Origin of the sequence: Streptomyces sp. NPDC089424 (assembly GCF_044749345.1) — a bacterium.
Classification (GTDB): Bacteria; Actinomycetota; Actinomycetes; order Streptomycetales; family Streptomycetaceae; genus Streptomyces.
This window is the reverse complement of sequence record NZ_JBIVHU010000011.1, coordinates 257,897-275,558: the sequence shown is the minus strand read 5'-3', so window position 1 is coordinate 275,558 and position 17,662 is coordinate 257,897. Positions and strand designations below refer to the sequence as shown.

Below are 17,662 nucleotides of genomic sequence, written 5' to 3'. Positions count from 1 at the left end.
GCGAAACAGTAACCACCCCGGGGCGGACGCCCCCAGACTCCGCCCATGCGCAGCTACCGCCACCTCTTTCGCACCCCGGAGTTCACCCCGCTCTTCCTCGCCTTCGCCGCCCAGGTCGCGGGCCAGACGATCGGCGGGCTGGCCCTCGGCACCCTGGTGTACCAGGCGACGCGCTCGCCGTTGCTGGCGGCGGTGAGCATGTTCGGTCCGTCGCTGGCGCAGGTGGTGGGCGCGACGCTCCTGCTCTCCTGGGCGGACGGACTGCCGCCGAGGCGCGCCCTGACCGCCGTCCCGCTGGCCTTCGCGGCCGGTACGGCACTCCTCGCGCTCCCCGGCCTGCCGATCTGGTCGGTCCTCGTCGTCGTCCTGGCGCAGGGGCTCGTCGCCTCGCTGGGCGGGGGAGTGCGGTGGGGCCTGCTGACCGAGATCCTGTCCAAGGACGGCTACCTGCTCGGCCGTTCGGTGTTCAACATGATGAGCGGCGTCACCCAGATCACCGGCTACGCGACCGGCGGCGCCCTCCTCGTGCTCCTCGGCTCGGCACGGGTGACGCTGCTCGTCTCGGCGCTGCTGTTCCTGTCGGCGGCGGTGATGGCCCGCGCCGGCCTCACCCCCCGCCCCCCGCGCACGTCCGCGCGCCCCTCGGTCGCGGCGACCCGGCGCACCAACGCCCTCCTGTGGTCCTCTCCCTCCCGCCGACGCCTCTACCTCGCGCTGTGGGTCCCCAACGGCCTGATCGTGGGCTGCGAGTCCCTGTACGTGTCGTACGCGCCCCGGGCCGCCGGGCCCCTGTTCGCCTGCGCGGCACTGGGCATGCTGGTCGGCGACGTCCTGATCGGCCGCGTCGTGCCCCCGGCCCACCGGCAGGCCCTCGGCATCCCCCTCCTGCTGCTCCTGGCCACCCCGTACGCCTTCTTCTTCCTCGGCCCGGGGCCGGTCCTGTCCGGGGCGCTGGTGGCGGTGGCGTCGGTGGGCTTCGGCGCGAGCCTCGTACAACAGGAACGGCTGGTGGCCGAAACCCCGGACGCCCTCGTCGGCCACGCCCTCGGCCTCCACTCCGCAGGAATGCTCACCCTCCAGGGAGCGAGCGCGGCAACGGCGGGTGCGGTGGCCCAGGTGACGTCACCGGGGGTGGGGATGTCGGTGATGGCGGGGGGTTCGGTGGTGGTCACGGGGTGGGTGGCGTGCGGGGTGTGGGGGGAGCGGAGGAGGCCGCCGGTGAAGGCGGAGGCCTGACGTCCGAACCCGGACCGCGGTTCTTCCGTCTTGCCACGTCGGACAGGCCGCCCTACGTGAGGGACCAGATGACCCCGACCTTAAGGTGGCCAGCGAAACCATCCTTACGTACATCTGAATTTTAGAAAATCGGCCCAAAAAATTGAGAAACATACCAACGCGGGCGTCCTCGCGAAGAGGCGACGGAAGCCCGTTCTCCCTCGGGCGTCGGCCCCGGGCAAGACTCTGGGCCGTGGCGGGTGTCGTGGCCCTCGGATTCCTTGTCGCGCTTGAGGTCGCCGCACGTCGCTACGGCCTGCCCGGGCCGATCACCAACCAGGTACGAGAGGTGGTATTCCCTCCCAAATCAGGCTTTCTGCTGTATGCGGGCATGGCCTTGATGATGGTGGTGCTCACCTGGCGGCAGCGATTCCTCGCGGCCGGTGCCGCGATCGGTGTCGACCTCGCCTTCGCGGTGGTCCGGTGGGCGGTCGGCGCCGAGACCGCGGGTGGCCACCCCTTCGGCAACGGCGCGTTGTGGGTGATCCTGGGCTGCGCCGTCATCGCGCTCACTCGCCGCACCGGCCACGAACGCGTCCTGCTGCTGAAGGGCGTGGGGCTCGCCCTGCTGCTGGTGGCCGGCCGCAAGACCGGCGACATCTGGCTGCTCATCACCTCCAAGAGCCGCCCCGAGGTGCTCGACCAGTACCTGGCGACCGCCGATCACGCGCTCGGCAACCCGTCGTGGCTGGCAGGCCGCGCCCTCACGGCCACCGGTTCGATCGGCTTCAACTTCCTCGACGTCGTCTACGGCCAGCTCGCGGTGGCCGCCGTCGTCGTCGCGCTGTACCAACTGCGCAACGTGGCGGTCGACCGGCGCTTCCCGCGCCACCATCTGGTCCGCACCTTCCTGGTGATCGGCCTCTTCGGGCCCGCCATCTACATGATCTTCCCGGTCGTCGGCCCGATCTTCGCCTACGGCACCGGCGCCGAGCACTGGGCATCGGTCAGCCTGTGGGCGGACACACCGTCCAGCGCGCAGTGGGCAGTTGCCGACCTGTGGCCCGGGACGCCGCCGCCGGTCGCCACCCCGCAGCACATGCCGTTCGACGAGATCACCCCACGGAACTGCATGCCCAGCCTGCACACCGCGTGGGCCACCGCGATCTTCATCCACTCCCGCAAGGGGCCACGGTTCCTCCGTTTCGCAGGAACGTTTTGGCTCCTCGCCACACTGGCCGCCACCCTGGGGTTCGGCTACCACTACGGCGTGGACCTCATCGCCGGTGTGGTGTTCACCCTGACCATCGAGGCCGCCCTGCGTGCGTACGACCGCGGCTGGGACCCCCCGGGGATCCTCATGGTCGCCTACGGCACGACCGTCTTCGCCGCGCTCCTGACCTCGTACCGCTTCCTCCCGTACGAGATGGCCACGCACCGGTGGGCGGCAGGGCCGCTCCTCCTGCTGGCGATGATCTCGGTGATCTACGCGTACGCCAGGACCGTCGCACCGCGGAAACCGAGCACGCCACCGGAGCGCCGACCGGAACCGGAACCGCAGCCCGAACTGGCGCTGTAGCCGGCCGGGGCGGCGGTGGTCTGGCCGGCCGGGGGGGGTGGGGTCGGGCGGGGTGGGTGGGAGACGGCAGCCGTGTCCCCGCCTCGCCCCACCCCCGCCGGCCTCACCATCCGCAGTCGATGTCGGCCCCTCCGCCTTGCAGAACCGGATCGGTGCTAGTACCGCTGATCCGCAGACGTCCCCCGTCCGGCCCCCAGTGCAACTCGTACGAGCCCGCGCGCACGGGTCGGTACCCGTCGTCGACCGTCCACGAGCCCGACTCGCCCAGGGCCAGGCCGGTGCGCCCGACCGCGTATGCCTCGCCGTTGCCGATCACCAGGAAGGACGTCTCCCGCACCACGGCCGTACAACCATCCGGCCCCGCGGGCCGCAGCACGTGGTACTCCGCCCCCGACAGCACGTCGTCCGCCGCTCCCCACGCGACACCGAGCACGGCCACGACGAGGAGCAGACGGCGCCCCACCCGCTCCCAGGTGCCCCGCTCCCGCGGGATCCGCGAAGCGGTCGCCCGGCGCCGCACCCAAGCGGGGGCGCAGGCCAGCACGAGCAGCCCCGCCCCCACCCCCCAGCCGGGGACCACCCGCCCCTGCACGACGAGCAGAACCCCGCCCCAACTCGCCACGGCGGCGGCCCCCGACCCCACGAGGCCGCCCGCCACCCGGACGGCGGGCGGCACCCTCACGCTGCGCTGTACCTCTGCATCGGCCACGGCGAGTACGACTCTCCGGGGCGGCCGGCAGTTCCCGAGAGGGAGGGCGCCGGCGAGAGAACGGGGGATTGGCTGTGCCTCAGTCGCCCGAGTAACCCCAGAAGTAGATCTCGTGCGGATCGCCCGCCTCGTCGTGCAGCACGGTGCAGCGGCCGATCCACCGGGACTGAGGAAAGACCCCGAAGTCCTTGACGTGCGCACGGGTCAGTTTGTCGGTCCCCAGCAACTCGCGCGCCTCCTCGGCCGTCACAGGTTCCACGGTGTTGTGGTCCGGGGTTTCGTCGGGCCCCACGACGCGGAAGATGTCCAGGATCGAGTGGGTACCGGTCTCCTGGACCAACTCGTCCTCCCACAACTCGTCCAGCGACTGCGGCCGCGGCTCCCCATCCCCATCCGGTTGCGGTTCGTCGTCGTGGACCCAGTAGTAGTCCCCCGTCGCGAACACCTCGCCCCGCAACTGCTGAAGCGCCGCATCCAGGTCCTCCTGGTACGGCACGTAGTAGTCCCACGCCGAAGCTCCCATCAGGCCCCTCCCCTTCCATGCCACTGAGAAGGCGGAAGTTAGCAATTGGGTCTGACATCCAGGCGCTGAGCGCGGCGGACGGCAGGGGGCATTGTCAGTGACCGCCGTTAAAGTCTCCGGCGCGTGGTCGACTTCCGAGGAACCCAGCTCTGTAGAGCAGCTGCATCCCCGGTTCTGTCCGGGGGCGGCCCGAATTCACTTCGGGACCCAACCGACGACCGGGCTTCGCCGATGGCCAAGAGCGAGACCTGCCAGCGTCGACCACGCATCAATCACGACACCAAGTGTTGCTTGCGTCAGCAAGCCGTGCCACCAGGACGCGGGAAACCACGCTGCGCACGTGTGGCCGTGCGCGTACCGTCGGTCTGAACCATGGGGGGAAGTCTGTGTTGTACGCGCACGAGGTGATCCTGAATGAACTCGCACAAGGGCTCAGACCTGTGGACGAGGGCATTGAGTGGTTCGAAGGTCTCTCAGAGGGTGACCAACGCAAAGTCCTGCACACATTGGTGCTGTTCTGCGGGCAGGCCCGCGCTCGCGAAGAGGATGTGCCGGAGAGCATCTCGCGTTCCGGGATCCGCCCCACTCACACGCCGGCGGTGATGCTCACGAAGTGGCGTTTCGGAATGGAGGCACTTCCGGCCTACGAACTCATCAAGTCCTTCCGACTGCTCGTCGCCCTCTTCAGCATCGCCGACACCCGCAGGCGGACGCTGCACTGCGCCGGCACATGTGGCCACGCGTGGCACCACCTGCGGGACACACCACGTAGCGCAACCTGAGATGTCTCCTTGCCTAAGTCCCGCCGGAGTACGTTGTGCCCCTCGCCGGAGCATGATGGTGTCGAACTCCACTTCGCTGCTTTGCTGCTCACAGATCCACACGGGATTCCGTCTCGTGACTCCCCTGCCTCAACCTGACGTAGGCCGGTCTGAATGGCAGGCCACGAAGGGTCGGCTCCATGACCTTGAAGAGCGCTTCGGCGTCCGCCCCGTAGGCATACAGCACGGCTTCGCCTCCGCCGAACTCGTTCCCATCGACTTCACCGACTCCTGCCTCCTCGACTGCGGCGGCCATGGCGCGCTCAGCGTCGAAGACTGCTTCGCGCTCCGCACTTGAGCCGTACTGGTCATCGCTCAGCCGATAGTGGGCGATGACGGCTTGCTCCGGTGTCTCCGGTTCGGGCAGATCGAACAGCGTATCCATGGGCCCACGATCGCACCGGCCTCCGACAACGCGCCCGCAGCAGCCCTCGCGGGCTCAAACGACCCTGATCGGGGCTGAGTGAGACGGAACCTGAGACGGCCCCCCGATGGTCCTAGAGGTGGCCTCGCCACCAGGGAACGTCCAGGCTGTCAGCCGGGATGACCTTGGCTCTTGCCAGGATCTTCCTGTCGAGGGCCCGCACGAGCGCCCGCAACTCGCGCGCGCTCTTTCTGGGCAGCGCGTGAAACACGGTTTCGAGGTGCTCACGGAAGCCGGCGCCGTAACACCCGCACTCGGGTATGCCGCAGTCGGCACCTGTGAGGGGGTCTACAAGCTGTCTGAGGGGACCATGGGCATAAGCCTGCCAGTGCCAGAACGCTTCTTCTGTGGCCGCGGGCCAGAAGCGGGTCCGCTCGAGCCGACGCAGCTCGGCTGTGCAAGCTCCTGAAAGGCGATTAATGGACGGGTACCGTCGCCGAGTCAGGTGACGGACAGGGAGGTCGCCCCGCAAGGCTGATGGGCGCCTACGCGGCATGGCCCCTTCGGTTGTAGGTCATGGGGGCAAGCTACAGAACCGCGTGTCAGCGGGCCACCGAGTATCCGGTGGCCGAAGCCTGCCGATGAGCATCGACGCAGGCTGTCTGCTGGCGTGGCCCCTGCTGCCAGGCCTGACTCTCTGGGAACTCGCGTTGGTCGGCGCCGTTCCCGCTGCCCGGGACGCGGCCCTCGGCAAGACCGCCATGTCCAGTCCCCGGGTGGCCTGAACGACGGCACGGTGTTGCCGTTGTGAGTCAGGAGGGGGGCTGGAGGACTGCGTCGATGACGTAGATGGTGGCGTTCGCGGCCTTGATGTTGCCGCAGACGATGTTCGCCTTGTCGTTGACCTTGAAGTCGGTGCCCGAGCCCGACGTGGTCAGTTTGCTGCCTTCCACCGTCGTGAAGGAGCCATCGGAGAGTTGCTCCGGGGTGATCTGCTTGTCCACTACGTGGTAGGTCAGCACCTTCTTCAACTGCCCCTGGTCGCTGAGCAGTGAGGAGAGCTGCGACGCGGTCACGTTCTGGAACGCCTGCTGATTGGGGGCGAAGACGGTGATGTCGGGCTTCCCGTCGAGCGAATCGGTCAGCCCGGCCCTGACCACGGCTGAGACCAGTTGGCTGAGCTGCGGATAGGCAGCCGCAGCCTCTACGACCTTGTCCTTGGCCGTATTGGCCTTCTGGGAGAGCGCCGAACAGCCGGAACCGAATGTGCCGGACGGGCTGGGAGACGCATCCTGTGCGTGGCTCTGCGACGTCAGACCTCCGAGAGCGAGCGGGACGGCGATCACAACTGCCGCGGTGGCTTTTGCTGTACGCGTGCGGGTGAATCTCATCGCAAACCTTCCTCCCGCGGAGGGGTGAACCCCGCCGAGGTCTGGACTGCGGCTGTCTTCCTTTCCGCCGGGCGGGGTGGGGGCGGCTGCATCGCCCGGTCGGCGTTGGGGCCCTCATCACCCTGCCACTCAGCGAGCGTATCCAGCACGTGCCCGGGACCGCATCTCGAAGCCGAACGCGCCCGGCGTTGCGGAGAGGCGCGGCCCAGAGTCCGTGCCGGTTGATGTTGGTTGGGCGATATTCGGTAGACCAACTCCCGTCCGCTCACGCAAACGGCCCCGGACGAGGAGTCCGAGGCCGATTAGGAGCCTTCCTTGGGGAAGAAACCCCAGGTCAGAGCGCCAATGCGTCGTGCCCCCGGCAGGATTCGAACCTGCGACACCCGCTTTAGGAGAGCGGTGCTCTATCCCCTGAGCTACGAAGGCGGGGCGCCCTGATGTGGGTCAGGGTGCTCGGTCCACAGGGTACCGGATCGGGGTGGGGCGGGGGTGCGGCACGGGTGGCGTGGTGCACGCCGGGGGGGTGGGCCCTAGGTCGGGGGGACTCGGGTGAACTGTTCTGATACGTGCAGGTCCGCCTCGATGGCGTCCGCGGTCTCGCGGAGTGCCGGGGCCAGGTGGTCGGCGCACTCCTGGAGGGTGTGCCGGGAGGTGTGCATCGCCGTGTTGAGGGCGGCCACCGCCCGGCCGGCGCGGTCGCGCACCGGCACCGCGAGGGAGCGCAGGCCCTCCTCCAGTTCCTCGTCGACCAGCGCCCAGCCCTGTTCATGCACCTCGTCCAGGATGCGGGCCAGGGCCTCGGGGTCGGTGAGCGTGCGGGGGGTGAGGGGGCGCAACGGGCCGAGGGTGCGGTCGGCGGGCGGGAGGTCCGCAAGCAGGACGCGGCCCATGGAGGTGGCGTAGGCGGGCAGCCGGGTGCCGACGGTGATGTTCACGCTCATCACCCGGGCCGTGGCGACGCGCGCCGTGTACTGGATCTCGTCCCCGGCCGCCGTCAGCACGGCCAGTGACGTGGACTCGTGGATGCGTTCGGCGAGGCTCGCCAGGTGCGGGGCCGCGATGTGGGGCAGCGAGGTGCGGGACAGGAGCGGGTAGCCGAGGTCGAGGACCCGGGGGGTGAGGGTGAAGGCGCCGGGGCGGGACTGGGCGACCAGGCCGAGGTGCTCGTAGGTGATCAGGGCCCGGCGTGCGGTGGCGCGGGCCAGGCCGGTCGCCTTCGCGACCTCCGTCAGGGTGAGTTCCGCCCGGCCCGCGCCGAACGCGGTGAGGACGGTCAGGCCGCGGGCCAGCGACTCCACGAACTCCCGGCCCAGTTCCTGCTTCGAGGCGCCCGTCCAGGTCGCGAGGCCCGAGGGAGCCGGGGTGGGTTCCGGGCGGGGGGCGGTGCGCAGTTCGTCCTCCATCGCCGCCACCGCCGCGCGCAGCCGGGGCAGCAGCGTGTCGCGCAGGCCGGCGGCGGTGTGCCGGCTGGTGTGGCTGACCACGCTCGCCGCGCACGCGATCCGCCCGGTACGGGGGTCGCGTACCGGAACCGCCACCGCGACCAGACCGGGTTCGATCAACTGGTCGTCCAGTGTCCACCCGTCCGCCCGGGACTTGGTCGAGCGGTGCGTGAACTCGTCTGCGGGCAAGGGGTGTTCGGCGGGGGGTACGGCGGGGAAGCCGAGGTTGGCCGGGTCCGCGGCCCGGCGGGACCGCCAGCGTTTCCAGTCCTCGCCCGTCCACTCCGTGGCGAACAGCGGTCCGGGCGCGGTGCGTTCGGCGGGCAGCAGGTCGCCGATGCGGAAGCTCAGGGACATCGCGCGGCGCCGGGTGGCCTGGTGGATGAAGCGGATGCCGTCGCCGTCGGCGACCGCGAGGGAGACCGACTCGTCCAGTGCGTCGGCGAGGGCGTCCGCGTGGGCGTCCAGCAGGGCGGGCAGGCGCAGGGCGGCCAGGTAGGCGTTGCCGAGTTCCATCAGGCGTGGGGCGAGGACAGCGTCGCGGCCGTCCAGGCGGACGTAGCCCATGTGCGCGAGGGTCGAGGTGATGCGGTCGACCGTGGAACGGGCGAGGCCGGTGGCGCGCTCCAGGGCGCTGAGGCTCAGGGTGCCGCCCGCCTCCGTGAGCTGCCGCAGTACGGCGATCCCGCGGATCAGCGGGGTGACCGCCTCGTCCGGCACGGCCGCGGCGGCGGCCTCCTTCAGGGTGGGGTTGGCGGGCATCTTCTCTCCGGTACGGCGATCGCGGCAGGCCTACGGTAACGGCGGATCCCCGCCGAGGGTCCGGCAGCCGCCGTGCGCGCCCTTCCCCGTTGCCTCACGCGCACCCCAAGTTCCGCTCCGCCATCGCCCTGAGCGCCGCCCGCACTGTCCGTTTCCCCTCCGCCCGCCCGCCCGCCCCGCGGGGGTCTCCTCTGTCCCGGCCCCCGTAAGACAACCGCCCCTCCGTTCCCTCCCCACCGCCTACCGCCGCGTCACCCGCACCGAATGGTTCCCCTTCACATCCGCCCCCGCGACCACGATCCGCATGCCCCGTTCCCGGTCCTCGAAGGCCTCCCCGGGGGTGAACGTGGCGTCCGACAGTTCCGCGTGGACGTTCGGGCTGCGGGTGCAGCCGCCGCTGTCGCGGCGGGAGTCGTAGACCCGTATCGGGCCGCGGCCCGTGTCCACCTCCGCGTCGACCTTGTAGATCAGCAGACCCGGCCGGCACACCGCCTCGTCGTTGCCGTCGCGGGTGCGCAGTTCGACGGCGTACCCGGAGCGCCGGTCGATGGGTATGAAGATCAGCTTGACCCCGCCCGGTCGGGCCAGCGGGGTGAGGGTGTGCTCGGTGGTGCCGGGGGAGGACGCGCAGTGCACCTGGGACACGTCCAGCCAGCCCAGCTTCCACTTGTGCCAGCCGAGGAGGTCGTTGTTGGCGCCCCAGTCCTCGCTCATGATGTCCCAGTGTCCGACCGTCCCCCCGCCTTCCTGGGTGTAGAGGTCGGGCAGGCCGAAGACGTGGCCGTTCTCGTGCGGGAGGACGCGGTAGCCGGTGTCCGTGTAGGTGCCGGAGCCGTCGTCCTGGCGGGAGTAGACGAACGAGGCGTTGGCGACGGGCACCCCGTCCGCCGTGGGCGCCTCGTCGTTGCCCGCGAAGGTCACCGACAGGACCGTGTCCAGGGCCGAGGGGCCCGCGTTCGGGGTGACCAGCACGTTCAGCAGGTCGTACTCGCTGAAGTCGACCTTGGGGTCGGCGGCGGCCACTATGTCCCGCACCAGCTGCCGGTAGCCGGGGTCGAAGGGGGCGCCGCGTTCTATGCCGTACGCCTGGAAGGACTTCGGCATCCGCAGCCAGTCGGCTATCGGGGTCTGCGGGCGGTAGTCCAGGCGGCCGTAGGAACTGGCGCGGAACCAGTCCTGGGTCTGCGGGAAGAACTCGTCGAAGCGGTCCAGTGCCTTGCCCTTGCCGGGCGCGTCGGAGAAGTCGACCATCACCGTGAGGGCGCGGACGGTGCCGGTGGAGCGGGAGTAGCCGTCGGGGGTGGGTATGCCCTCCGACATCTGCACCTCGGGCTTGCCGCTGATCATGCAGGGTCCGTGGGTGGAGGACCGGGCCAGGGCGGTGGTGGGCCGGGCTCCCGCCGTCGCCGAACCCACCGTATGGTGGCCCGTGCCGGCCGAGGTGCTCACTGCGAGGGTCACTGCGGTCACGGCGCCGAGCGCGGCCGCTCGGCGCGGGCGTATCCGACGGCGGGACGGCTGCATGCTTGGACCTTTCGCTCCAGGCAGCCACCCGTCTCCGGCTGCACCCTTGCGATTCACCCTGTGCCGGGTGCGGCGCGGGCGCGCGCTGGAGCGGACCGATCGTGGGTTTGCGGTGAGTGAGCGCAGGTCAGCGTGGATGTGGCCGAGAAGCCGGGATGCTGTGACGCGGGTCACAGCACTTCATTCGGCGGGTAGGAAATAACCGGGGACCGAATCCCCGTTTAACCCTGCGTACGAGCGAAACGGGGGATCACTCCCCGGATCGCGCCACCCACTCACGCAGGAGTACGCCGTGCAGACCGCCACCCCCGAACGCCGCAAGGCGACCCGGCCGCGCGCCGACGCCGTGCGCAACCGGGAGCGGATCGTCACCGCCGCCCGCGAGATGTTCGTCGAGCACGGGCCGGACGTGCCCCTCGACGAGATCGCCCGCCGGGCAGGCGTCGGCAACGCCACGGTGTACCGCAACTTCCCGGACCGCGACGCCCTGGTCCGGGAGGTCGTCTGCTCGGTCATGGACCGTACGGCCCAGGCCGCCCAGCAGGCACTCGACGAGAACGGCGACGCCTTCGCCGCGCTGGAGCGCTTCGTGCACGCGTCCGCCGACGAGCGGATCAGCGCGCTGTGCCCGATGATCTCCAGCACCTTCGACGAGCACCACCCCGACCTGCTGGCCGCGCGCGGCCGGGTCGAGCAGCTCGTCGACGAGGTCATGGCCCGCGCCAAGGCGGCCGGGCAGCTCCGCACCGATGTGGGGGTCGGCGATCTGATGATCGTCGTCGCCCAGCTCAGCCGGCCGCCGGCCGGTGCCGCGTGCTTCAGCCTCGACCGCTTCATACACCGGCACCTGCAGATGTTCCTGGACGGCCTGCGGGCACCGGCCCGCTCGGGCAGCCTGCCGGGCACGGCCGTGACCCTGGAGGACCTGCGCCAGGCCTGACAGTCGATTCCTTCCGTTCACCTCCGTTCTGTTCCGTAGCTCCGAAGGGCCGTAGCTCCGAAGGGCCGTAGCTCCGAAGGGCCGTAGCTCCGAAGGGCCGTAGCTCCGTAGGGCCGTAGGTCCGTGGCTTTCCGGTTGCCCGACTCCTCCGCTCTCCTGCCATACGACTCCTTGTCGTCCTGTCGTCGATTTTTCGTCCTGAAGTCTCTTTTTCCGTCCCGAAGTTCCGAAGTCCCGAAGTGGGTACACCCATGTCTGAAACAGCCGTCAAGGCTCCCGGCGTCCCCGACGCCAACCGCTGGAAAGCGCTGGTCTTCATCGCGCTCGCCCAGCTGATGGTCGTCCTCGACGCCACCATCGTGAACATCGCCCTGCCCTCCGCCCAGCAGGACCTCGGCATCTCCGACGGCAACCGGCAGTGGGTCGTCACGGCCTACGCGCTCGCCTTCGGCGGTCTGCTGCTGTTCGGCGGCCGGATAGCCGACCTGTGGGGCCGCAAGCGCACCTTCGTCCTCGGCCTGGCCGGCTTCGCGCTCGCCTCCGCGCTCGGCGGTGCCGCGACCAACGAGGCGATGATGTTCGGCTCCCGCGCCCTCCAGGGCGTCTTCGGCGCGCTGCTCGCGCCCGCCGCGCTCTCGCTGCTCGCGGTCATGTTCACCGACGCCAAGGAGCGCGCCAAGGCGTTCGGCATCTACGGCGCCATCGCCGGTGGTGGCGGCGCCGTCGGTCTGATCCTCGGTGGCTTCCTCACCGAGTACCTGGACTGGCGCTGGACGTTCTTCGTCAACATCCCGTTCGCGGTGGTCGCCGCGGCCAGTGCCTGGTTCGTCATCCGTGAGCCCGAGGGCGGCCGCAACCGCTCCCCGCTCGACATCCCGGGCGTCATCCTGTCCACCCTCGGCCTGGTCGCGCTGGTCTACGGCTTCACCCGCGCCGAGTCCGAGGGCTGGAGCGACTCCGTGACCATCACGATGTTCGTCGCGTCGGTCGTGCTGCTGGCCACGTTCGTGTTCGTCGAGGCACGAGTCAAGGCCCCGCTGCTGCCGCTGCGCGTGCTCACCGAGCGCAACCGCGGTGGCGTCTACCTCTCGCTCGGCCTCGCGATCATCGCGATGTTCGGCCTGTTCCTCTTCCTGACCTACTACCTCCAGGTCGTGAAGGGCTACTCGCCGGTCCGGACGGGCTTCGCCTTCCTGCCGATGATCGCGGGCATGATCACCGGCTCCACCCAGATCGGCACCCGTCTGATGACGCGGGTCGCCCCGCGCCTGCTGATGGGCCCGGGCTTCCTGGTCGCCGCGGTCGGCATGCTGCTGCTGACCCAGCTGGAGATCGACTCGTCCTACACCGCTCTGCTGCTGCCGGCGATGCTGCTGCTCGGCCTCGGCATGGGTACGGCGTTCATGCCGGCGATGTCCCTGGCCACCCAGGGCGTCGAGCCCCGGGACGCCGGTGTCGCCTCCGCGATGGTCAACACCTCGCAGCAGGTGGGTGGCGCGATCGGCACGGCGCTGCTGAACACCATCGCCGCCTCGGCGACCACCTCGTACATCGCCGACCACATCGGCTCGGCGACCTCCCGCTCGCAGCAGCAGCTCGTCCAGCTGCAGGGGCAGGTCCAGGGCTACACCAGTGCCATCTGGTTCGCCGTCGGCATCCTGGTCGTCGCCGCGACGATCGCCGTGACCCTGATCAACGCCGGCCGCCCCGACATGGGCGCGGTCGTGGGCGCCGGCAAGGACGCCGAGGACGAGGTGCCGATTCCGGTGGTCGCGCACTGACCGCCTGACGGGGCTTTCGGGAGGGTGCACCACCGCCACAGGTGCACCTCTCCCGGCGCACCGCTACAGGTGCACCACTTCCGGTGCGCCGCTGAAGGTGCGCCACACTCGGCGCACCGCTGAAGGTGCGCCACACTCGGCGCACCGCTGAGAGTGCGCCACACCCGGCGCACCACACCCGGTGCACCACTCCCGGCGCACCGCTACTGGCCCCTCACTTCCGGCGCACCGCTTCGGGCGACAGCAGGAGCTCAGCGGAGCCAGGGCAGATCCGCCCCGGCCTCGCTGGGCTGAAGTCCCTCGGCGACGATCCGCATGATCTCGCCGAGGGACTTCTGCTGTTCCGGGGTGAGCCGCTCGAACACCGCCTGCCGCACGGCGGCCACATGGCCGGGTGCCGAGCGCCTCAGGACCTGGAAGCCCTCCTCGGTGAGCACGGCGAACTGGCCCCGCTTGTCGGAGGGGCAGTCCTCGCGGCGTACCCAGCCGCTCTTCTCCAGCCGGGCGACGGCGTGCGAGAGGCGGGAGCGGGTGATCTTCGCGTGCATCGCCAGCTCGGTCATCCGCAGCCGGTGGCGCGGGGACTCGGCGAGCTTGACGAGCAGTCCGTAGTAGACGTGCGGCATGCCGGCGTCGCGCTGGAGCTGGCGGTCGAGATGGTCCTCCAGGAGCGTGGCGGCCTCGATGTAGGAACGCCACACGCACTGCTCCTCGTCGGTGAGCCAGTGCGGCTCGTCGCCGGGCGCGGACGCGGGTGCGGATGCGGATGCCGTCTTCATGGGACCCACTCTACGAGACTCCTCCTTGAAACTTAAACAAACGCGGCGTAGGATCCGCGGTGGAGATTGAGAGTTCAAGCAACCGGGTCCAGCCGGAGGGAGCCGTCGTCATGTCCGCCGCCGCTCAGGAGCGCATGCCCGCCCTGTACCTCAGTCACGGCGCCCCGCCGCTGGCGGACGACCCGGTCTGGCCCGGGGAACTGGCCGCCTGGTCCGCCGGACTGCCCCGCCCGCGCGCGGTCCTCGTCGTCTCCGCCCACTGGGAGGAGGCCCCGCTGGCCCTGGGCGCCACCCGGACCGTCCCCCTGGTCTACGACTTCTGGGGCTTCCCCGAGCACTACTACCGGGTCCGCTACGAGGCTCCGGGCGCCCCCGAGCTCGCCGAGTCCGTGCGCAAACTGCTGCGCGCGCCCGGCATGCCCGTGCAGGACGTGCCGGACCGCGGCCTCGACCACGGCGCGTACGTCCCGCTGGTCGAGATGTACCCCGGGGCCGACCTCCCCGTCCTCCAGGTCTCCATGCCGACCCTCGACCCGGTGCGGCTGATGGAGATCGGCCGGCGGCTTGCCCCGCTGCGGGACGAGGGCGTGCTCATCGTGGGCTCGGGCTTCTTCACCCACAACCTCGCAGCGCTGCGGCACCCCGGCGGGGGAGTGCCGGGGTGGTCGGCCGAGTTCGACGACTGGGGCCGGGAGGCGCTGGCGGCCGGTGACGTGGACGCGTTGCTCGACTTCACCCGCACCTCGCCGGCCGGGCGGCTCGCCCATCCCCGCACGGAGCACTTCGCCCCGCTCTTCGTGACCATGGGCGCTGCGGACGCGGCGGGGCAGCTCGGGGAACAGAAGTCCGTGATCGACGGTTTCTGGATGGGACTGGCGAAACGGTCGGTGCAGTTCGGCTGAGCTTCGGGGTTTGCCCGGCCGGGATCGAGGTACCTCACTGACCGGACAGGACCAGGCAGGACCGGGTTACAGGGGCTTCTCGTACCAGGCCACGTCCCAGTAGCGGCCGAACTTGCGGCCGACCTCGCGGTACGTGCCGACATGCCGGAAGCCGAAGCGCTCGTGCAGTCGCGTGGACGCCTCGTTCGGCTGCGCGATGCCCGCGTAGGCGCGGTGCAGGTCCTCGCCCGACAGGGCCTCGAAGAGCGCCTTGTACAGGAGCGTGCCGACGCCGCGGCCGGCGGTGTGCGGGGCGACGTAGACCGTGACCTCCACGGAGGTGGCGTACGCGGGCTTGGCGCGATAGGGGCTGGACGTGGCGTACCCGAGGATTCCCCCGGAGTCCGCGTCCGTGGCAACCATCAGGCGGTGCGGCCCGTCTACCGGATGGGAGAGCAGCCAGGGGCGGCGCTCCTCCGGAGTGAAGATCACCGTGTCGAATGTGATGGGCGTCTCACGTACATAGTGGTTGTAGAGGTCGGTGAGGGCCGCGAGATCTCCCTCGACTCCTGGTCTGACCTGCACCTCTGTACGTTCCGACGACATCGGGCCTCCTCATGTGGCCGGACAGGGTACTGCATGATCAGAAAAATCGAGGGGTGGGTTGGGAATTCTGTCCGGATTCCAGTCGTTGTTTCCATCGGATGCAGGGCACCCGACGACTGACCGGAGAGGGTGTCGAGCGTCCGAAGGACCACCCGCTGACCTCACCATCGCAAGGGAGCACGCATGGCAACCCGTGCCGTCGCCCGTCGTACGTCCGCCTCCGGCGAGACCGTCGACGCGGCACGCAGTGTTCGCGCCCATGGCGGCGAGATCGCGGACCGCGATCTGGTCGGCATGTATCTGGACGAGATAGCGCGCACACCACTGCTCGACGCCGCCAAGGAGGTCGAGCTGTCCCAGACCATCGAGGCGGGTGTGTTCGCACGGCAGGTCCTCGACGGATACGAGGAGTCGAAGGCGGACGCCACCCGCGAGGAGCTCGAGGCCCTGGTCGCCGCGGGCGAGCGGGCCAAGGACGTCTTCATCCGCTCCAACCTCCGTCTGGTCGTCGCGGTCGCCCGCCGCTATCCGCGCAGCGGTCTGCCCCTGCTGGACCTGATCCAGGAGGGCAACGCGGGCCTGGTGCGCGCCGTCGAGAAGTTCGACTACCGCAAGGGCTTCAAGTTCTCGACGTACGCCACCTGGTGGATCCGTCAGGCGATCACCCGCTCCATAGCCGACCAGTCGCGCACCATCCGGCTCCCCGTCCACCTGGTGGAGGAGCTCGGCCGGATCCGGCGCATCCAGCGCGAGTTCAACCGCGACCACGGCCGGGACCCGGAGCCCGCCGAGATCGCCGGCGAGCTCGGCTCGACGCCGGAGCGCATCACCGACGTCCTCGACTGGGCGCGCGACCCCGTCTCGCTGAACATGTCGGTGGACGACGAGGGCGAGACCCAGTTCGGCGACCTGCTGGAGGACACCTCGGCGGTCAGCCCCGAGCAGTCCGTGATGACCCTGCTGCGCAGCGAGGAACTGGACGACCTGATCGGCCGCCTCGACCAGCGCACGGCGTCCATCATCAAGATGCGGTACGGCATCGAGGACGGCCGGGAGCGGACCCTGACCGAGGTCGGCAAGGAGCACGGACTGACGCGTGAGCGCATCCGCCAGATCGAGAAGCACGCGCTGCTGGAGCTGAAGAAGCTGGCACGTCAGACCGGCTTCGACGCGGCGGCGTGAGGCCCGCGCGAGGTGCCGCACGGAGATCGTCGCGGGGGCGTACGCCGGGGGGCGAAGGCCCGCGCGAACATGGCTGTGTAACGCCGCTTCAAAAGGCCCGTCCCGGGAACAAGACTTCAGGGCACGGGAGTTCGGGCCCGAGGGAGAAACCCCCGGGCACCGGCGGCCCGCACGGTCCGACGCGGGGCACCACCCGTGACCAGCAGCAGAGGCACGCCACACCACATGCCACGTCCCGACGCACTCCCCCCGGCGCCGGGACCTCCCTGAGCCGGGCTTCGGCGCCTTCCCCCGGGCGTCGGGGCCCGGCTCTTTCCCGTCGGGCAGGGCTTCAAGGCCCGTGGAGGGTCCTGGGCGGGCCCGTCGCGCGCGCCCGGGCGGCGGGGCACCCCGTACCTGAACCACGGGGTGGCCCGCCGGAATGGCAGATTGTGCCACATGGGCATAACCTGCCGACGTGAGCAGCACCACCCCGGCACCGCACCCCCGGCCCTCGTCGCCGTCCTCCTCCCTGACCGAACGGCGCAGGGCGGAGACCCGGATGGAGATCGCCCGCGCGGCGGCGGGCCTTTTCGCACGACACGGGCTGCGGGCCACCCGCGCCGAGGACATCGCGCAGGCCGCGGGCATCGCGCCGCGCACCTTCTACCGCTACTTCGCCTCCAAGGAGGAGGCCGTCGCCCCGCTCTACGCGGCCGGCTCGCAGCGCTGGGTGGAGGCGGTGCGCCGCGCCCCCGCCGGTGCTTCCCTCCCGCAGGCCCTGGAACACGCCGTACGGCACACGCTGACGCCCGGCGCGGGAGTGTCGGCGGCGTCGTGGGAGTGGGTGCGCACGCTGGTCCGGATGGCCGAGGCGAGCCCGGCGCTGGGGAGGGTGTGGGCGGAGGTGTGCCGGGCCTCCGAGGACACGCTGGCGACGGCGCTGGCGGAACGGGCGAGCGGAGTCACCGAGAGTGACGACAACGTTGCCGCGAGCGCCGGCGCGTCACCGGAGCTGCGCTTCACCGCGGCGGTCGCCGGCGCGGCCGTGAGGGTGGCGGTGGAGTCCTGGTCGGCCGGAACGGCCCCGGCTACGGGCCCGGAAGGCCCGGCGGAACTGGCCGTGCGCAATCTGCGGGCCCTGCGGGATTTCCCCTGGACGACCTGAGCGGCACCCGCCAGGA

17 protein-coding genes and 1 tRNA gene are annotated in these 17,662 nt (G+C 70.4%); 9 read left to right on the top strand and 9 right to left on the bottom strand.

Annotated elements, in window-relative coordinates; genetic code table 11:
* Window positions 1–45 precede the first annotated feature (45 nt).
* Together ACIP2X_RS35930 and ACIP2X_RS35925 are read left to right on the top strand one after the other, a co-directional pair.
* On the top strand, window positions 46–1,236 hold the full coding sequence (locus ACIP2X_RS35930; protein ID WP_401681881.1) for an MFS transporter: 1,191 nt from the start codon (window positions 46–48) through the stop codon (window positions 1,234–1,236).
* A 232-nt stretch (window positions 1,237–1,468) separates the two neighbouring features.
* Window positions 1,469–2,794 (top strand): phosphatase PAP2 family protein, encoded by a 1,326-nt coding sequence (locus ACIP2X_RS35925; RefSeq protein ID WP_401681878.1) that lies wholly within the window; start codon window positions 1,469–1,471, stop codon window positions 2,792–2,794.
* Window positions 2,795–2,897: 103 nt separating this feature from the next.
* Here the strand turns inward: ACIP2X_RS35925 and ACIP2X_RS35920 are convergent, their stop codons facing one another.
* Both ACIP2X_RS35920 and ACIP2X_RS35915 read right to left on the bottom strand, forming a co-directional pair.
* Entirely contained in the window at window positions 2,898–3,503 is a 606-nt protein-coding gene (locus tag ACIP2X_RS35920; protein WP_401681875.1) for a hypothetical protein, read from the bottom strand.
* A 79-nt stretch (window positions 3,504–3,582) separates the two neighbouring features.
* Complete coding sequence (locus ACIP2X_RS35915) at window positions 3,583–4,026, bottom strand: hypothetical protein (protein ID WP_401681872.1); 444 nt, start codon at window positions 4,024–4,026, stop codon at window positions 3,583–3,585.
* A 404-nt stretch (window positions 4,027–4,430) separates the two neighbouring features.
* Between ACIP2X_RS35915 and ACIP2X_RS35910 the strand changes: the two genes are divergently transcribed.
* Entirely contained in the window at window positions 4,431–4,808 is a 378-nt protein-coding gene (locus ACIP2X_RS35910; protein ID WP_401681869.1) for a DUF5958 family protein, read from the top strand.
* Between the two features lie 88 nt (window positions 4,809–4,896).
* Here ACIP2X_RS35910 and ACIP2X_RS35905 read toward each other — a convergent pair whose 3' ends face one another.
* Window positions 4,897–5,232 (bottom strand): hypothetical protein, encoded by a 336-nt coding sequence (locus tag ACIP2X_RS35905; protein ID WP_401681867.1) that lies wholly within the window; start codon window positions 5,230–5,232, stop codon window positions 4,897–4,899.
* Window positions 5,233–5,852: 620 nt separating this feature from the next.
* Here ACIP2X_RS35905 and ACIP2X_RS35900 point away from each other — a divergent pair.
* Window positions 5,853–5,996, top strand: a complete 144-nt coding sequence (locus ACIP2X_RS35900) for a hypothetical protein (protein WP_401681864.1) — start codon at window positions 5,853–5,855, stop codon at window positions 5,994–5,996.
* A gap of 27 nt (window positions 5,997–6,023) precedes the next feature.
* Here the strand turns inward: ACIP2X_RS35900 and ACIP2X_RS35895 are convergent, their stop codons facing one another.
* The 4 genes from ACIP2X_RS35895 to ACIP2X_RS35880 form a co-directional block, all read right to left on the bottom strand.
* Complete coding sequence (locus ACIP2X_RS35895) at window positions 6,024–6,602, bottom strand: fasciclin domain-containing protein (RefSeq protein WP_401681861.1); 579 nt, start codon at window positions 6,600–6,602, stop codon at window positions 6,024–6,026.
* A gap of 353 nt (window positions 6,603–6,955) precedes the next feature.
* A tRNA-Arg gene (locus ACIP2X_RS35890) sits at window positions 6,956–7,028 on the bottom strand.
* A gap of 104 nt (window positions 7,029–7,132) precedes the next feature.
* Window positions 7,133–8,806: an IclR family transcriptional regulator C-terminal domain-containing protein gene (locus ACIP2X_RS35885; RefSeq protein WP_401681858.1), complete on the bottom strand. Its 1,674-nt coding sequence runs from the start codon at window positions 8,804–8,806 to the stop codon at window positions 7,133–7,135.
* A gap of 240 nt (window positions 8,807–9,046) precedes the next feature.
* Entirely contained in the window at window positions 9,047–10,330 is a 1,284-nt protein-coding gene (locus ACIP2X_RS35880; protein WP_401681855.1) for a M6 family metalloprotease domain-containing protein, read from the bottom strand.
* Window positions 10,331–10,622: 292 nt separating this feature from the next.
* Between ACIP2X_RS35880 and ACIP2X_RS35875 the strand changes: the two genes are divergently transcribed.
* Together ACIP2X_RS35875 and ACIP2X_RS35870 are read left to right on the top strand one after the other, a co-directional pair.
* Complete coding sequence (locus ACIP2X_RS35875; RefSeq protein ID WP_401681852.1) at window positions 10,623–11,270, top strand: TetR/AcrR family transcriptional regulator; 648 nt, start codon at window positions 10,623–10,625, stop codon at window positions 11,268–11,270.
* 251 nt (window positions 11,271–11,521) lie between these two features.
* Window positions 11,522–13,051 (top strand): MFS transporter, encoded by a 1,530-nt coding sequence (locus ACIP2X_RS35870; RefSeq protein ID WP_401681849.1) that lies wholly within the window; start codon window positions 11,522–11,524, stop codon window positions 13,049–13,051.
* 251 nt (window positions 13,052–13,302) lie between these two features.
* Here the strand turns inward: ACIP2X_RS35870 and ACIP2X_RS35865 are convergent, their stop codons facing one another.
* Entirely contained in the window at window positions 13,303–13,830 is a 528-nt protein-coding gene (locus tag ACIP2X_RS35865) for a MarR family winged helix-turn-helix transcriptional regulator (protein WP_401681846.1), read from the bottom strand.
* Between the two features lie 110 nt (window positions 13,831–13,940).
* Between ACIP2X_RS35865 and ACIP2X_RS35860 the strand changes: the two genes are divergently transcribed.
* Window positions 13,941–14,732 carry a dioxygenase gene (locus tag ACIP2X_RS35860; protein WP_401681844.1) on the top strand — a complete coding sequence of 264 codons (792 nt, stop codon included), beginning with the start codon at window positions 13,941–13,943 and terminating at the stop codon, window positions 14,730–14,732.
* A 66-nt stretch (window positions 14,733–14,798) separates the two neighbouring features.
* Here ACIP2X_RS35860 and ACIP2X_RS35855 read toward each other — a convergent pair whose 3' ends face one another.
* Complete coding sequence (locus ACIP2X_RS35855) at window positions 14,799–15,317, bottom strand: GNAT family N-acetyltransferase (RefSeq protein WP_401681843.1); 519 nt, start codon at window positions 15,315–15,317, stop codon at window positions 14,799–14,801.
* Between the two features lie 183 nt (window positions 15,318–15,500).
* On the opposite strand from ACIP2X_RS35855, the gene ACIP2X_RS35850 reads away from it, so the two are divergent.
* Together ACIP2X_RS35850 and ACIP2X_RS35845 are read left to right on the top strand one after the other, a co-directional pair.
* Window positions 15,501–16,499, top strand: a complete 999-nt coding sequence (locus tag ACIP2X_RS35850) for an RNA polymerase sigma factor RpoD/SigA (RefSeq protein ID WP_401681840.1) — start codon at window positions 15,501–15,503, stop codon at window positions 16,497–16,499.
* A gap of 457 nt (window positions 16,500–16,956) precedes the next feature.
* Complete coding sequence (locus ACIP2X_RS35845; protein WP_401681837.1) at window positions 16,957–17,646, top strand: TetR/AcrR family transcriptional regulator; 690 nt, start codon at window positions 16,957–16,959, stop codon at window positions 17,644–17,646.
* Window positions 17,647–17,662 lie beyond the last annotated feature (16 nt).

Bases quoted from the DNA above. Each gene is read 5' to 3' on its own strand.
- ACIP2X_RS35855 (WP_401681843.1), bottom strand. From the start codon at position 15,317: ATGTCGTCGGAACGTACAGAGGTGCAGGTCAGACCAGGAGTCGAGGGA.
- ACIP2X_RS35885 (WP_401681858.1), bottom strand. From the start codon at position 8,806: ATGCCCGCCAACCCCACCCTGAAGGAGGCCGCCGCCGCGGCCGTGCCG.
- ACIP2X_RS35865 (WP_401681846.1), bottom strand. From the start codon at position 13,830: ATGAAGACGGCATCCGCATCCGCACCCGCGTCCGCGCCCGGCGACGAG.
- ACIP2X_RS35895 (WP_401681861.1), bottom strand. From the start codon at position 6,602: ATGAGATTCACCCGCACGCGTACAGCAAAAGCCACCGCGGCAGTTGTG.
- ACIP2X_RS35930 (WP_401681881.1), top strand. From the start codon at position 46: ATGCGCAGCTACCGCCACCTCTTTCGCACCCCGGAGTTCACCCCGCTC.
- ACIP2X_RS35900 (WP_401681864.1), top strand. From the start codon at position 5,853: ATGAGCATCGACGCAGGCTGTCTGCTGGCGTGGCCCCTGCTGCCAGGC.
- ACIP2X_RS35905 (WP_401681867.1), bottom strand. From the start codon at position 5,232: ATGGATACGCTGTTCGATCTGCCCGAACCGGAGACACCGGAGCAAGCC.
- ACIP2X_RS35870 (WP_401681849.1), top strand. From the start codon at position 11,522: ATGTCTGAAACAGCCGTCAAGGCTCCCGGCGTCCCCGACGCCAACCGC.
- ACIP2X_RS35880 (WP_401681855.1), bottom strand. From the start codon at position 10,330: ATGCAGCCGTCCCGCCGTCGGATACGCCCGCGCCGAGCGGCCGCGCTC.
- ACIP2X_RS35850 (WP_401681840.1), top strand. From the start codon at position 15,501: ATGGCAACCCGTGCCGTCGCCCGTCGTACGTCCGCCTCCGGCGAGACC.
- ACIP2X_RS35915 (WP_401681872.1), bottom strand. From the start codon at position 4,026: ATGGGAGCTTCGGCGTGGGACTACTACGTGCCGTACCAGGAGGACCTG.
- ACIP2X_RS35860 (WP_401681844.1), top strand. From the start codon at position 13,941: ATGTCCGCCGCCGCTCAGGAGCGCATGCCCGCCCTGTACCTCAGTCAC.